General features: G+C 67.0%; 13 protein-coding genes. 3 read left to right on the top strand and 10 right to left on the bottom strand.

Annotated features, from left to right (window positions below; genetic code table 11):
* Positions 1 to 3: 3 nt before the first annotated feature.
* Positions 4 to 1,179 carry an acyl-CoA dehydrogenase family protein gene (locus W7S_RS03745; RefSeq protein WP_008253653.1) on the bottom strand — a complete coding sequence of 392 codons (1,176 nt, stop codon included), beginning with the start codon at positions 1,177 to 1,179 and terminating at the stop codon, positions 4 to 6.
* A 243-nt stretch (positions 1,180 to 1,422) separates the two neighbouring features.
* Here W7S_RS03745 and W7S_RS03740 point away from each other — a divergent pair, with 243 nt between their 5' ends.
* The 3 genes from W7S_RS03740 to W7S_RS03730 all read left to right on the top strand — a co-directional run bounded on the left by W7S_RS03740 (position 1,423) and on the right by W7S_RS03730 (position 4,014).
* Positions 1,423 to 2,073 (top strand): TetR/AcrR family transcriptional regulator, encoded by a 651-nt coding sequence (locus W7S_RS03740; RefSeq protein WP_008253652.1) that lies wholly within the window; start codon positions 1,423 to 1,425, stop codon positions 2,071 to 2,073.
* A gap of 238 nt (positions 2,074 to 2,311) precedes the next feature.
* Positions 2,312 to 3,160: a mycofactocin-coupled SDR family oxidoreductase gene (locus W7S_RS03735; protein WP_008253651.1), complete on the top strand. Its 849-nt coding sequence runs from the start codon at positions 2,312 to 2,314 to the stop codon at positions 3,158 to 3,160.
* A gap of 23 nt (positions 3,161 to 3,183) precedes the next feature.
* Positions 3,184 to 4,014 (top strand): SDR family NAD(P)-dependent oxidoreductase, encoded by an 831-nt coding sequence (locus W7S_RS03730; protein ID WP_085976475.1) that lies wholly within the window; start codon positions 3,184 to 3,186, stop codon positions 4,012 to 4,014.
* 52 nt (positions 4,015 to 4,066) lie between these two features.
* On the opposite strand, the gene W7S_RS03725 is transcribed toward W7S_RS03730, so the two are convergent.
* The 9 genes from W7S_RS03725 to W7S_RS03685 all read right to left on the bottom strand — a co-directional run bounded on the left by W7S_RS03725 (position 4,067) and on the right by W7S_RS03685 (position 14,015).
* Positions 4,067 to 4,876, bottom strand: a complete 810-nt coding sequence (locus W7S_RS03725; protein WP_008253649.1) for an SDR family NAD(P)-dependent oxidoreductase — start codon at positions 4,874 to 4,876, stop codon at positions 4,067 to 4,069.
* A 6-nt stretch (positions 4,877 to 4,882) separates the two neighbouring features.
* On the bottom strand, positions 4,883 to 7,306 hold the full coding sequence (locus tag W7S_RS03720) for a CaiB/BaiF CoA-transferase family protein (RefSeq protein ID WP_008253647.1): 2,424 nt from the start codon (positions 7,304 to 7,306) through the stop codon (positions 4,883 to 4,885).
* Positions 7,303 to 8,283, bottom strand: coding sequence for an enoyl-CoA hydratase/isomerase family protein (locus tag W7S_RS03715; RefSeq protein ID WP_008253643.1), 981 nt, complete (start codon positions 8,281 to 8,283; stop codon positions 7,303 to 7,305). The genes W7S_RS03720 and W7S_RS03715 overlap by 4 nt, the downstream gene beginning before the upstream one ends.
* A 2-nt stretch (positions 8,284 to 8,285) precedes the next feature.
* Entirely contained in the window at positions 8,286 to 9,425 is a 1,140-nt protein-coding gene (locus W7S_RS03710; RefSeq protein WP_008253641.1) for a Xaa-Pro peptidase family protein, read from the bottom strand.
* Entirely contained in the window at positions 9,415 to 10,659 is a 1,245-nt protein-coding gene (locus W7S_RS03705) for a Xaa-Pro peptidase family protein (RefSeq protein WP_008253639.1), read from the bottom strand. Before W7S_RS03705 ends, W7S_RS03710 begins: the two co-directional genes overlap by 11 nt.
* Entirely contained in the window at positions 10,659 to 11,720 is a 1,062-nt protein-coding gene (locus W7S_RS03700; RefSeq protein ID WP_170320577.1) for an amidohydrolase family protein, read from the bottom strand. The genes W7S_RS03705 and W7S_RS03700 overlap by 1 nt, the downstream gene beginning before the upstream one ends.
* A gap of 164 nt (positions 11,721 to 11,884) precedes the next feature.
* Positions 11,885 to 13,129 carry a cytochrome P450 gene (locus W7S_RS03695; RefSeq protein WP_008253636.1) on the bottom strand — a complete coding sequence of 415 codons (1,245 nt, stop codon included), beginning with the start codon at positions 13,127 to 13,129 and terminating at the stop codon, positions 11,885 to 11,887.
* Between the two features lie 2 nt (positions 13,130 to 13,131).
* Positions 13,132 to 13,326: a ferredoxin gene (locus W7S_RS03690; protein ID WP_008253634.1), complete on the bottom strand. Its 195-nt coding sequence runs from the start codon at positions 13,324 to 13,326 to the stop codon at positions 13,132 to 13,134.
* Positions 13,327 to 13,337: 11 nt separating this feature from the next.
* The gene (locus tag W7S_RS03685; RefSeq protein ID WP_008253633.1) at positions 13,338 to 14,015 is read right to left on the bottom strand and encodes a TetR family transcriptional regulator; all 678 of its coding nucleotides are present in this window, start codon (positions 14,013 to 14,015) and stop codon (positions 13,338 to 13,340) included.
* Positions 14,016 to 14,172 lie beyond the last annotated feature (157 nt).

Below are 14,172 nucleotides of genomic sequence, written 5' to 3'. Positions count from 1 at the left end.
GGATCAATTCCGCGGCAGCCCGAGCACGCGTTCGGCGATGATGTTGCGCTGAATTTCCGAGGTGCCGCCGGCGATGGTCGCGGCGAACGTGCGCGCGTACCGGTCGAACCAGGCGCCGTAGTGGCTGTCCAGGTTGAGTGGGGCGAACGGGGCGGTGACCCCGTGCAACGCCAGTCCCTCCCCGCCCTTGGCGCCCAGCGCGTCTTCGCAGGCGCGTTGCATTGCCTCCGATCCCAGCAGTTTGAGCACCGACTGGGCCGGCACGTCCTCTTCGCCGCGCGCGGCTTTGGCCAGCGTCGCCGACCCGAGCAGTCGCATCGCGTAGAAATCCATCACCAGCGTCGCGTAGCGATCCCGCTGGACGGGCCCCGCGGGCCTGGACTCGACGGTCAGCGCGTGCAACATGTCTGCGTAATCCAGCCACAGCATCGCGCGTTCGTGACCGAGCGAACCGGTCGCCACGCGCCAGCCCGCGTCGAGCTCCCCCACCAGGTTCTCGGCCGGCACCCGCGCGTCGGTGAAGAAGACCTCGTTGAAGTCGACGTCTTCGATGTCGCCCATCGACGCGAATGGACGGCGGACCACACCGGGGGTGTCGGTCGGAATCAGTAACGCGCTGATGCCCTTGTGCTTTGGGGCGCCCGGATCGGTGCGCACGAACGTCAACAGCACGTCGGCGTGATGGGCGCCCGATGTCCACACCTTCTGCCCGTTGACGACGAAGTGGTCGCCGTCAAGCACCGCACGGGTTTTCAGCGACGCGAGGTCGGATCCCGCGCCCGGTTCGCTCATGCCCAGTGACGCGGTGATCTCCGCCCGCAGGATCGGCACCGCCCAGCGCTGCTTCTGTTCGGGGGTGCCGAACGTCAACAACGACGCCGCGATGATGCCCACGCCCTGCGGGTTGAAGCTTTGATAGATCCGCCGTCGTGACAACTCTTCTTGGTACACGTATTGCTGCAGCAGCGTCGCGTTGCGCCCGCCGAACTCGGGCGGGTTGCCGGGCAGTAGCCATCCGCTGTCGAACAGCAGGCGTTGCCAACGGCGGGCCCACGTAGGGATGTCCGAACTCGACCGCGGCCGGTCGAGTGCCTCGGCCTCGGAAGGCAGATGTTCATCGAGGAACGCGATGAATTCGGCGCGGAACGCCTCCACGTCGGCGTCAAACGTCAGCTGCACGGCACTTCCCGAAATGGTCCTGAGCGCAATCGCGCCGCCGGTAGATCACGCTTTCCGCCAGCGGCGCGGTTCACTCTTGCGATTACGCTTCCATACACACGTCTAAGAGAATAGTATTCTCGTGGTAAGAAAGTTACAATCTCCGACACGTGATCCGTGAGGGGGTCGAGCGCAGCGATGTCACGGCGTTCTCCGGTAGAGTCCAACCATGTTCTCCCAGCGCGGCAATCACCTGAGTCGGCCGTGACCAGTCCCAGCGAAGAGCCGGCCTGGAAGCAACGCGCTGTCGAGCGGTCCATCAAGACGGCGAAACTGCGTGCGGCGCAACGTGTTCAGCGCTTCCTCGACGCCGCCCAGGCCATCATCATCGAAAAGGGCAGCACCGACTTTACCGTCCAGGAGGTCGTCGACCGCTCCCGCCAGTCGCTGCGCAGCTTCTACCTGCAGTTCGACGGCAAGCACGAGCTGTTGCTGGCGCTGTTCGAAGACGCGCTGAGCCGCTCGGCCGACCAGATCCGCGCCGCCACGGAAAGCCACACGGATCCGCTGGAGCGGCTGCAGGTCGCCGTGCAACTGCTGTACGAGGCCTCGCGCCCGGATCCGACCGCCAAGCGCCCGCTGTTCACCGACTTTGCTCCGCGGCTGCTGGTGACGCATCCGGCCGAGGTCAAGGTCGCGCATGCTCCGCTCCTGGCGTTGCTGACGGAACTGATGGACGCGGCTCACGATGCCGGCAAGTTGCGTAACACCATCAATCCCAAGCGCGTGGCCGCCATGACCATGCAGACGGTGATGTTCATCGCGCAGTCCAGCGGCGGCCCCGACGACGCGACGACCCACCCCATCACCGCAGAAGAGGTATGGGACTTCTGCTCGCGCGGTTTCGTCGCGTAGCACGCCCCCACGGGCCGTAATCTTCCTCACTCCGGAGCTGAGCAGATAGCGCACGCCGTTTGCCCGTGAGAATGAGATTCTCTAATATCTAGAACCACAAATGGCCGAAACGGATTCGCCATTGACACCCGTGTTGGCCGAATGACAGAGTTCAAAAGCGGCAAGACCCACGATCCGGGGACGCGATTGTTCTCCGCGCAGGCGAGCCGATCAGATCAAGTCAGGAGTTGAGGTAGCCATGACCGGACGTGTTGAGGGCAAAGTCGCCTTGGTCACCGGAGCGGCGCGCGGTCAGGGCCGCAGCCATGCGGTGCGATTGGCGGAGGAGGGCGCCGACATCATCGCCGTCGACATCTGCAAGCCCATCCGCGAGGGCGTGCTGGACACCGCGATCCCGGCGTCGACGCCCGAGGACCTCGCCGAGACCGCCGACCTGGTCAAGGGGCACAACCGCAGGATCTTCACGGCCGAAGTCGACGTGCGCGACTACGACGCGCTCAAGGCGGCGGTCGACAGCGGCGTCGAGCAACTCGGCCGGCTCGACATCATCGTGGCCAACGCCGGAATCGGCAACGGCGGAGAGACTTTGGACAAGACCAGCGAAGAAGACTGGACCGAGATGATCGACATCAACCTGGCCGGGGTGTGGAAAACCGTGAAAGCCGGTGTGCCCCATCTTCTGGCCGGCGGTCGCGGCGGATCCATCATCCTGACCAGCTCGGTCGGCGGCCTCAAGGCCTATCCCCACACCGGCCACTACGTCGCGGCCAAGCACGGCGTCGTCGGGCTCATGCGCGCCTTCGGAGTTGAGTTGGGACAGCACATGATTCGCGTCAACTCCGTGCACCCCACGCACGTCAAAACGCCCATGCTGCACAACGAGGGCACGTTCAAGATGTTCCGGCCGGACCTGGAGAACCCGGGCCCCGACGACATGGCGCCGATCTGTCAGCTGTTCCACACGCTGCCGATCCCGTGGGTCGAGCCGATCGACATCAGCAACGCGGTGCTGTTCTTCGCCTCGGACGAGGCGCGCTACATCACCGGTGCTACCCTGCCGATCGACGCGGGTAGCTGCCTGAAATAGAGTTCCGTCCCATGGACGGCTTTCTGTCTGGCTTCGACGGCCGAGGGGCCGTGGTCACCGGCGGCGCCAGCGGCATCGGCTTGGCCACGGCCACCGAATTCGCCCGCCGCGGCGCCCGCCTGGTGCTCTCCGACGTCGATCAACCCGCGCTGGAACAGGCGGTGAATCGGCTGCGCGGCGAGGGTTTCGACGCACACGGAGTGGTCTGCGACGTCCGGAATCTCGACGAGATGGTTCACCTCGCCGACGAAGCCTTCCGGTTGCTCGGCAGCGTCGACGTCGTTTTCAGCAATGCCGGCATCGTCGTCGCGGGGCCGATCGGCCAGATGAACCACGACGACTGGCGCTGGGTGATCGACATCGACCTATGGGGATCGATCCATGCCGTCGAGGCCTTCGTGCCCAGGTTGATCGAACAGGGCAGCGGCGGGCACATCGCCTTCACCGCGTCCTTCGCCGGGTTGGTGCCCAACGCCGGTCTCGGGACGTACGGCGTCGCCAAATACGGTGTCGTCGGCCTCGCCGAGACACTGGCGCGTGAGGTCAAGGGCAATGGCATTGGCGTATCGGTGTTGTGCCCGATGGTCGTGGAAACCAAGCTGGTCTCCAATTCCGAGCGAATCAGCGGCGCGGACTACGGGCTGTCGGCCAGTCCCGAGGCGGCGTTCGGGACGTTGCCCACCCAGGACGAGAGCGTCGGCGCCGACGATGTCGCGCGGCTGACCGCCGATGCGATCCTGGCCAACCGGCTGTACATCCTGCCGCACGCGGCGGCCCGGGCGTCCATCCGCCGCAGGTTCGAGCGCATCGACCGGACCTTCGACGAACAGGCCGCCGAGGGCTGGACGCACTAGGTCAAATGGCCCGACTTCTCAGCGGCCTGTTCCAGGCCGCATCGTCGTCGCGCTAGGTCGGCGGGCCCAGCCGGTAGTCGCCGGTCCGGGGGTCGTGATACCACCCGCTGGAGGCCTGGGTGCCGCCGTCGATGTGCAGCGTCTGGCCGGTCAGATAGGCCGCCATGTCGGAGGCCAGAAATACTGCCGCGCTGGCGATTTCGTCGACATGGCCGGGTCGGCCCAGCGGCACCATGTCGCGCATGGCGCTCGTCGCGGCCTCGCCGCCGAGCTGCGCGAGGCCTTCGGTGAGCGTGATGTCGGGGGCTATCGCGTTGACCCGGATCCCGTGCGGCGCCAATTCCAGCGCCGCGGTCTTGGTGTAGTTGATGACGCCGGCCTTGGCGGCCGCGTAGGCGGCGTAGCCCGGCGCCGCCCGCACGCCCTCGATCGAGGTCAGCGAGACGATGCTGCCGGGCAGGCCCTCGGACACCATCTTCCGGGCGACGCGCTGGCTGCACAGCAGCACGTGGCGCAGGTTGGCGCGATAGAGCGCGTCCCAACCGTTTTCGCTCGTTTCCAGCAACGGCGAGGAGAACACGCCGCCGGCGTTGTTCACCAGGATCGTCGGCGTGCCGAGTTCCGCGATGGTGCGTTCCAGCGCGGCATCCACCTGGCCGCCGTCTCGGACATCGGTGACGATCCCCAGGGCGCCGATGGATTCGGCTGCCTGTGCGCAGGTTTGGGCGTCGCGCTCCCAGATCGCCACCCGGGCGCCGAAGGCCGTCATTCCGGCCGCGATGCCGCGGCCGATGCCCGCGCCCCCGCCGGTCACCACCGCGACGCGGCCGGTCAGCAGGATGTTCGAGGGGTCGATCGCCATCGTCGATCAGCCGTGCATCGCCGGCGCGCGGCCGATGACACCGTCGGATTCCAGGGCGGCGATCTCGGCGTCGGACAACCCGAGCCCGGCCAGCAGCTCGCGGTTGTGCTGCCCGAGCAGCGGCGCGTGCTCGGTGTGGAACTTGTCGGGCCCGGCTGAGCATCTCATCGGCACGGTGCTGAGCCTAGCCGCACCGTTGACCGGGTGGTCGACCTCTTCGAAGAAGCCGCGGAACGCCAACTGCTCCAGCTCGGTTTGACGATGCGGTTGCATGACCTTGGCCACCGGCACTCCGGCGTCCCAGAGGGTTGCGACGATCTCGTCGCGGCTGCGCCGTTGGCACCAGGCTGCGAGTTGTTCGTCGATCAGATCGTGGTGCTCACTGCGGCCGGCGTGCGTCGTCAGCCCGGGATCGGTTGCCCAGGAGGGTGATCCGATTGCGCGACACAGCTTCACCCACTGATCGTCGGTGGCCACGGCGATGGCGACCCAGCTGTCGAGCCGGCCGAATTCGTCGATATCCGCGCTGAGGTAGAGGTTCTGCGGTGCGGCCGCCGGTCCACGGTTGCCGGCGCGCTCGAGCAGCGCCCCGTACGCCGAGTACTCGATGACCTGCTCGGCCGAGATGCTCAGGGCCGCGTCGACCATTGCCGCTTCGACGAACACGCCCTCACCGGTTCGGCGGCGATGCTCCAGCGCCAGTAGCAGGGCGTTGGCCGCGTGCACACCGGCATTGGGGTCGCCGATCGAATACGGGTCATAGGGTGTGCGGTCGGGGTAGCCGGTGAGCCAACTGACTCCGGCGGCGGCTTCGATGACGTAGGCGAAGGCGGGATTGTCACGCCATGGCCCTTCGAGGCCGAAGCCGGGCATCCGCACCATCACCACGTCGGGCCGAATCGATTGAACGGTGGCGAAATCCAGCCCGATCTGGTCCAGCACCCGGGGGGTGAAGTTTTCCACGACGACGTCGCAGGTGGCGATGAGCCGGCGCAGCAACTCCCTGCCGCGCGGGCTCTGCAGGTCCAGCGTCAGACCCTTCTTGTTGGTGTTCAGCGCCTCGAAGATCGGCGACTTCTCCCACCATTGCTCCTCGGTGGCCGGCACGCCGGCGATCAGCCGCGTGCCGTCCGGCCGTCGCGTCGATTCGACGTGGATGACCTCGGCGCCGAGCATCGCCATAAGGTGCGTGGCGCAGGGTCCCGCCCAGAATGTCGTCATGTCCAGCACTCGGATACCGCTGAGTGGCAGCGCTTTTGCTCCGCCCGTCGGCGCGGGGCGGGCGGGGAGGTTCGCGGCCCGGTAATGCTCGGTGTGCGCCCCCAACCGCGGCGCCGGACGCGGTCCGCGCAACTGCGCCGGCCGCATCCGGTAGGGGTGCCCCGGCTGCTGGTAGCCGTCGCGCGGATTGCGGACGAACGAACCGCGTTCCACGAACTGATCGAACGACGTGACGTTGGCGCCGTTGGCTACCGGCGCGTTGGGAATACGGAACGCCGAAGCGAGTTCCCGGATTTCGGCGACCGTGGTGTGGGCCAGCCAGTCGAAGAGCTCCTCGGCGTGGATGTTGGCCTGCTCCGTGATCGACAGCGGCGATTCCTCGTCGATCCACTCCGGGTGGCCCACCATCGCGCACAAGTCGAACCACTGCTGCGCGGTCCCGCAGCCGAGGTCCACCAGTCCGTCTTTCGCCTGAGCCACGCCCGGAATCGTCGGCCGTCGCATGTCCCGCCACGGCCGCCCGAGCACCTCGAAGTACGACACCGGGTAATAGGTGAGGCACAGGATCTGCGTCTCGAGCATCGACAGGTCCAGCAGTTCACCTGGCCCACCGTCGAAGCGGCGCCATCGCGACGCCAGGGTGGCCGCGCTCGCGTAGGCTCCGGCCAGGTACTCGCCGACCTGACCGCCGACGAAGACGGGCGGGCGTTCCTGCTCGCCGCGGCCGAGCCCGACGATTCCTCCCGACCACGCCTGCAGCGTGAATTCCGTTGCGGCGCGGTCACGCCAGGGGCCTTCCAGCCCGAACGGCGTGATCGCCGTGACGGTCAGGTGCGGGTGCCGCCGGTGGATGGCGCGCGGCGCAAAGGCCGGGTGCTCGGCCACGGCCGAACCGGCGGACCAGACCACCGCGTCCGCGGAGGCCAGGAGCCGGTTCACCAGCTCGGCGTCGTCCTCGTCGGAGGGGTCGGCGATGACGCTGTGTTTTGCACCGGCCAGGAAGCCGAACAACGCGCCGTCGTCGCCGGGCGCGATGGGCGCGCCCGAGGCAGACCATTTGCGCAGCGGATCTCCTTGCAGCGGCTCGACTTTCACGACATCGGCGCCACCGTCGCAGAGCAACTTGGTGCAGTAGGCGCCCGCTATGCCGGTGGACAGATCGATCACCGTATAGCCGGTCAGTGGCGGTTCGACCCGGGATGGCGTCACGAGTTCTTTTTCTTCGCTTTGGCTTTTTTGCGGGCTTTCTTGCTCAGGCGCCACTCGGCGGGAAACTTGCCGTCGTTGTCTTTGACCGCATCACCCAGCCCCTGTTCCATGGCGTCAGCGAGCGTCAGCTCGTCACCGACATCCGGGCGAACCATGGCGCCCATCGACTCGAAGACACCGCTGAGCATGCTGCCCAGATACTCGCCCTGGAACTGCTTCATGATCTCGAAGAACACCTTCTGCATGAAGACGGTGTCGGCGGGGCGGTTGCGGGCGCAGGCCAAGGCGTACTTCTCGACCTCCGCCTCGAGTTGGTCCCTGGGCACCACGCTGTTGAGGAAGTTGCAGTCGTACATCTCGGCGGCGGTGAAAGCCCGTCCGGTGAACACCATTTCCTGGAATTTGCGGATGCCCATGGTCTGCGCCCACCACCACATGCGGGGGCCCCAGCCGTAATACCGGAACGACGGATGTCCGAACAGGGCGTCGTCGCTGGCGATCACCAGGTCCGCGTCGGCGGCCTGGTAGAAGTGCCAGCCGTAGCAGTAGCCCTTGGCTTCGAGGATGCTGATCTTCTTGAAATCCTGCAGGCCGCGGATGCCGGAATTCGGATTGGCATACCACTGACCGAGCGTGGCGCCGTTGCGAAACGAGCCCTCCGGCGGGTGCCTGACCTCCTGGGCACCGATCCGGTATTCGGCGAGCCGCGGCCCTTGGTCGGCCGCGGCACGGACCCGCATCACCTCGACCAGGTCCGCACCCGAGCCGAGGTCGTCGCCGGCTCCGCGGACCACCAGGACCTTGACGTCGTCGTCAATGCTGGCGCGGTGCAACAGATCCGCGTAGCGCAGGCGCGCGGCGATCGTCGGCGCGTTGAGGTAATCCGGGCGGTCGAACGTGATCGTGGCGATCCGCGTCTCGGCGTCTTTGTCGTACCGGATGATCTCGTCGGCCGGTGGCTCTGCGGGATCGGTCATGGCTAGGGCTGCCAGAACGGGCTGGCGGTGAGCACTTCCGGACCGTCGGCGGTGATCAGGACCGCTTCTCGCCCGAATACCGCGCCGACTCCTTCTTCCCAGACATAACCCGTCACGGCGAGCACCATCCCCGGTTCCAGACGTTCGCCGGCCGCGGTGGCGGGCAGATGCTTGGAGACGACGGGTGGGTCGAACCCCATGCCCAGGCCACGGGCGACCGGCATCGGTGGGTCCGGCTCCCCCGCGGCGTGGTACGCGGCCATCAGCTCGGCCGCGCCGGCGCCGGGCCGACAGGCCCCGATCAGCCTGTCCCACAGGCTGTCCCAGCGCCGATACAGGGCCGCGGCGCCGCCGGGAACCTGCTTCTTGCCGGCCGGCCAGGTGCGTCCCACCTCGCCGACGTACCCGCCGGCCAGGACTCCCGCGGAGAACGCCACCAGATCGCCGTCCTCGATGCGGCCTTGAACACGGTCACCGCCGTCGGCGCGCCGCCACGGGTGCGTGCGCGAGGTCGCCCACGCGACGTCTTGATTCGACGGCGTGCTCACGCCGCCGGCCGCCGAGGCCTCCAACACGACGCCGGCCAGCGCTTGTTCGCTCACCCCGGGCCGCAATTCCGCGACTGCGGCCGCCAGGGCCGATTCGGCCACCGCGACGGACTCCCGCACCGCGGCGATCTCTTCCGCCGTCTTGACGCGGCGTGCCGCCCGCATAGCGAGCTCGCCATCGATCAGCTGGGCGTTGGGGAATGCGGTCGGCAGCAGCTGCGCGAAAACCGGTGAGAGCGCGTCGGTTCCGACCCGCCTCGCATCGGCCGCCCCGTCGATGCGCTGCAGCGCCGACATGGTGTTCACCGGGTTCCACGAGATGCCGTAGAGGTTCTCGTGGGGGATGTCGTCGGGCACGCCCTCGTCCCACGTGCTGAGGAGGTGCACGGCACCGGTCTCCCGCACCACCACACAGGTCGGACCGAACGGCCGGGTGCCGGCGACCCAAAGCTGCGGCGCGCCGGTGACGTAACGGACATTGGCTTGCCGGCCGAGGACCAGGACATCGAGGTCGTGCGCGGCCATCTGGTCGAGCGCCCGCTGGCGACGCCCCGAGCGCAGCGCGCGGTCGTCGGGCAGGACTTCAGTTCCCATAGGGGTCATAGGGGTAGTCGGTCAAACGGATCCAGCCTTCCTCGGTGATCACCAGGACCTCTTCGCTGCGGTAGCCGCCGGTGCCGTCCTCCCACACCACGGGCTCCAAAACCAGCACCATCCCGGATTGAAGAACGAAATTCTCGTCGAACTCCTGGCCGAGATCCGTTCCGATCATCGGCATTTCGGCGGCATTGACGCCGATGCCGTGGCCCAGGTAGAAGTGTGGCAGCCAGGGCTTGGTGCCGCCGTTGGCCTTGATCGCGGCCCGGCCGAGGTCCGCCGCGGTGGCGCCGGCCTTGGCGACACCCAGGACGGCGGTCATGATCTCGAACCAGGTGTCGAACTGCGCCTGTTGGCGCGGGGAGGGGTCCCGCCCGACGATCCAGGTACGTCCGAAGTCCGAGCAGTAGCCCTGGTAGGTGATGCTGACGTCGGTCCACAGCACGTCGCCCTCGGCCAGCTCGCGCTCGGTGCTCAGCAGCGGCAACGCCAGGTCGCCGTGCGTGGTCCACACGCCCTCGGCCTTGCTGGGCGGCATCACCTGCCAGATCGGTTCGAGCATGCTGGCCGTGGCGCCCAGCTCGAAGGCGCGTCGCAAAAAGCTTGCCGACAAATCGATCTGGCGTATCCCGGGCGCCAGCTGCTTCTGCACCTCGACCATGGCCTCGTCGGTGATCCGGATGGCGGTGCGCATGCACGACAGTTCGTCCGGGGTCTTGACCGACTTGGCCGCGCTGACGACGGCCGCGGCGTCGACCGGGGCCCCGTTCGGGAACAGGACGTTCGCGGCGCGCGACATCGCCCCCGTGCATTCGTCGACAGCGACCACCGATTTGGCCGGGATCAGCTCGGCGAGTGTCCGCGCGAAATGGGTCACGCCCTCGTCGAATTCGAGATAGACCGGCCCGTGCAGGTGGTCGGCGGGCAGATCCGACTCCTGTGCGGCCCCCTCCCGGAACGGGAGGAACAGGTGCGGCCATTCGTCGTCGGCGAGCACCACGGCCACCGGGCGCTCGACATAGGACAGTCCGGCGTCGCCCAGTGGCCAACTTGCGCCGGTGGCGTAGACGACGGCGTTGTTGCCGAGCAGGATCATCGCGTCGACGCCGCGTTCGGTCATCGCCGACCGCAGCCGCGCTCCCGTCTCGCGGCGCAGGCGCGCCAGGTCGGGTGTTTCCGGAATCACCAGTCCGTTGCCGCTGCTGGTGCCCAGGTCTGCGATCGTCTTCACTACAGGCCCAAGAACGTTGTGATGTTGTCGCTGACGATCTTCTTCGCGTTCGCCGGACCGACGGCGTCGACAACGGCCTTCAGCGACTTCTCCGAGTAGCCATAGGTGCTTTCGTTGTGCGGGTAGTCGCTGGACCACATCACCCTGTCCACCCCGATCTGGTCGATCAGCTGCAGGCCCAGGGGATCGACCATGAACGACGCGCTCATATGGGTGTCCCAGTAGTAGCGCACATCGTGCTGCAGCGGCCGGTTGAACATGTGCTGATAGGACGCGACCAGGTGTTCGGCGTCCTGCAAAGCCCATGGCACCCAGGCGATTCCGCCCTCGAACCAGCCGATCCGCAGCCCGGGATGATCGTCGAGAATTCCGGTGAAGAGATACTTGGCGAACTGCTCGCGGAAGCCGTCGACGTTGATCATCATGCCGACCACCACGCTGTTGAACTGACACGGGGTCTTCGGCGGGGTCTCGCCGATGTGGTGGGTCACCGGCAGGCCGGCGGCCTCGATCTCGTCCCAGACCGGTTTCATCGCGGTACTGCCGTAGTCGATGATGTTGCCCTCGTCGTCCTTGCCCGGGTTGAGCGGCAATAGGAACGTCTTGAGTCCCAGGGACTTCAGCTCGTCGAGGGTCTTGCGGGTCCCCCGAGGGTCCCACCAGTTGATCAGGCCCGCCCCGTAGAAGTGGCCGCCGGAGCGCTCCTGCAACTCAGCGATGTATTCGTTGTAGATGCGGAAGGCAAGCTCGCGAAGTTGCTTGTCCGGGTAGTGGAACAGCGCCAGCACCGCGTTGGGAAAAGCCAGTTCCTTCTCGACTCCGTCGTCGTGCAATTCCTGAATCCGGGCCTCGATGTTGGTGCTGGCGGCGCCGGGCAGGTCGTCGTACTGCATCAGGACCGCGCTGAAATCACCCGGCAGGAACGACTGCCCCTTGCGGCCGACCTGGTAGGCGCCCTCCTCGTACCAGATCCGCGGCGCCTTGTCCTTCAGGTCTTCCGGGAAGCGTTGGTAGAAGATGTCATCGGCGAGCGAGATGTGGTTGTCGGCCGAGAAGACCACGGTCCCGGCGGGCAGGCCCACATCGCTGCCGGCGGCGTGGCCGCGCCGGTCCTTCGGAGCGCCATAGCCTCCGGGCGGGTAGAGCGTGCTTGCTTGAGTCGTCATCGTTGACCCTCCATTCGGATCCGCTGTTGTCGGCAGTTCTTTCAAAGGCAGCGAGCTGGCTACCAGGTCACCGGCAGTTCGTAGACGCCGTAGGCGAGGCGGTCATGCTTGAACGGGACTTCTTCGATCGGCACGGCCAGCGCCATGGTCGGGACGCGGCGCAGCAGGGTCTGGAACACGATCTGCAGTTCCGCCCGCGCCAACTGCTGGCCCACGCACTGGTGGCGGCCGTAGCCGAAGGCCACATTGCGATCGGCTCCCGAGCGGTGCAGGTACAGGCGATCGGGTTCGGCGAAGGCCTGCGCATCCCAGTTGGCCGGTGCCAGGTCGATGATGATGCCCTCGTTGGCACGAATGGTCTCGCCACCGATATGAATGTCTTCCACGGCGACGCGGCGCTGTCCGTTTTGGATGATGCTGAGGTAGCGCAGCAATTCCTCCACCGCGTTGGCGAGAATCTTCGGATCCTCGGCATCGCGGATGACGGCGGCCTGGTCCGGATTCTCCAGCAGCGCAAGCACTCCGAGCCCGATCATGTTCGCGGTCGTCTCGTGCCCGGCGATCAGCAATCCGGTGCCCAGCTGCGCGGCTTCCTTGACGCTGAGCTCGCCGGCCTTGACCCGCTCGGCGAGGTCGGAAACCGCGTCTTCCGCAGGGTTTTCCATCTTGGCTTCCACCAGCTGAGCCAGGTACTTGTGCAGGCTCATCGCGCCCTTCATGGTGTCCTCGGCGGCGGCAAAGCGCGCGAGGCCGACGTTGGCGTGGTGCTGGAACATCTCGGCGTCCTCGTAAGGCACGCCCAGCAATTGGCTGATCACCAGCGACGGAACCGGAAGCGCAATGGCGGCAACGACATCCGCGGGCTGCGGGCCGGCCAGCATCGTGTCGATGTGGTCGTCGGTGATCTGCTGGATCGTCGGGCGCAGACCCTCCACCCGCCGGAACGTGAAGGGCTTGGAGAGCATCCGCCGGAACCGGGTGTGCTCCTCGCCGTCGGAGGTGAACACCGACCGGGGCCGCTTGTGCACGGTCGACAACATGCCTTCGTTCCAGTGCGGGAAGCCGGGCACCCGGTCGTCGACGCTGACCCGCGAATCCGAGAACAGCTCGCGCACTTGCTCGTAGCCGGTGATGAGCCACGGCGTACTGCCATCCCAGATCCGCACCCGAGACAGCGGCCGGGACTCGGCCAGCGCCATCACGTCCGGCGGCGGGGCGAACGGGCAGCGCGGCTCCCTGGCCATCGGATAGTCCGGAATGTCGGCGGTCTGCTCTGTGGTGGCACTCGTCAGAATGTCTGACATCTCTATTCCTCGATGTGGATGGCCAGGGCGGGACAGGCGGCCGCCGCCCGCCTCGCACCTTCGGCCTGGTCGGCCGCAGGACTGGGATTGAGTAGGACGACCACGCCGTCGTCGTCACGCTGGTCGAACACCTCGGGCGCATTCATGACGCAGTTCCCGGACGAGGCGCAAACATCTTGGTCAACAGTCACTTTCATTTCAAACCACCTCACTCGTACGCCGTCACGGGCGCCAGCCACAGGCCCACGATCGCGTCGATGAGCCCGGACGCCGCAGCGCGCCAGGAACGATGGGACGTCAACGTTCCCGCGACAAGCGCGCGTTCACGGTCGGCGCAGGTGTGCATCAACAGGTTTCGGGCCATGATGTTGCGTTCGAAGTGCACCTCGGCCGGCAGCTCGGGCAGACACCGGTTGATGCCGTCGACGACCTGAACCAGCGAGGGCGAGCTGAGCGCGCCCTTGACGATGATGTTGTAGTAGGCGGGGTCGGTCATCGCCTGCGCCGCGAACCGCGCGTACCACGTCGGATTTCCGAGCTCCTCGAGGTGATCGGTGAGCGGGCGCACCAGGCAGGCCACCCAGTTGCGCAGTTCGGCGTCCCGGCCGTCGGCGGCGCCGGAGGCCAACAGCTCGTCGACCATCCGCTCGCGGAGCTGTTCGACGGGTCCGCGGTGCTTGTGCTCGATCGCGCGCACCAGGTCGGCCTTGGTGCCGAAGTGGTAGCCGACCGCGGCGTTGTTGCCCTGGCCGGCAGCCTCGCTGACTTGTCGGTTGGACACCGCGAACATGCCGTGCTCGGCGTAGAGCCGCTCGGCGGCCACCAAGATCGCCTCTTGAGTGGAGCTGGCCCGCTCGGTGCGCACGGTCCGGCCGACGGTGGTCATCGGCCCAGTCAACCCGCCGCAGGCCGTTAAGTCAAGCGCTTGATTTAATCCGCAGCCGACCTCGGAGCGGGACGCCGCCGACACAAGCGGCCCGGGCGCGGGCTTACGGTCGCGTGTCCGAGTTTGGCCCCGCGTGTTGCGGGTATTGCAGCTTCGC

The sequence above is a fragment of the Mycobacterium sp. MOTT36Y genome (assembly GCF_000262165.1).
Taxonomy (GTDB): domain Bacteria; phylum Actinomycetota; class Actinomycetes; order Mycobacteriales; family Mycobacteriaceae; genus Mycobacterium; species Mycobacterium intracellulare.
Note: the sequence above shows the minus strand (reverse complement) of the source record. Positions and strands in the feature narration are given on the sequence as shown.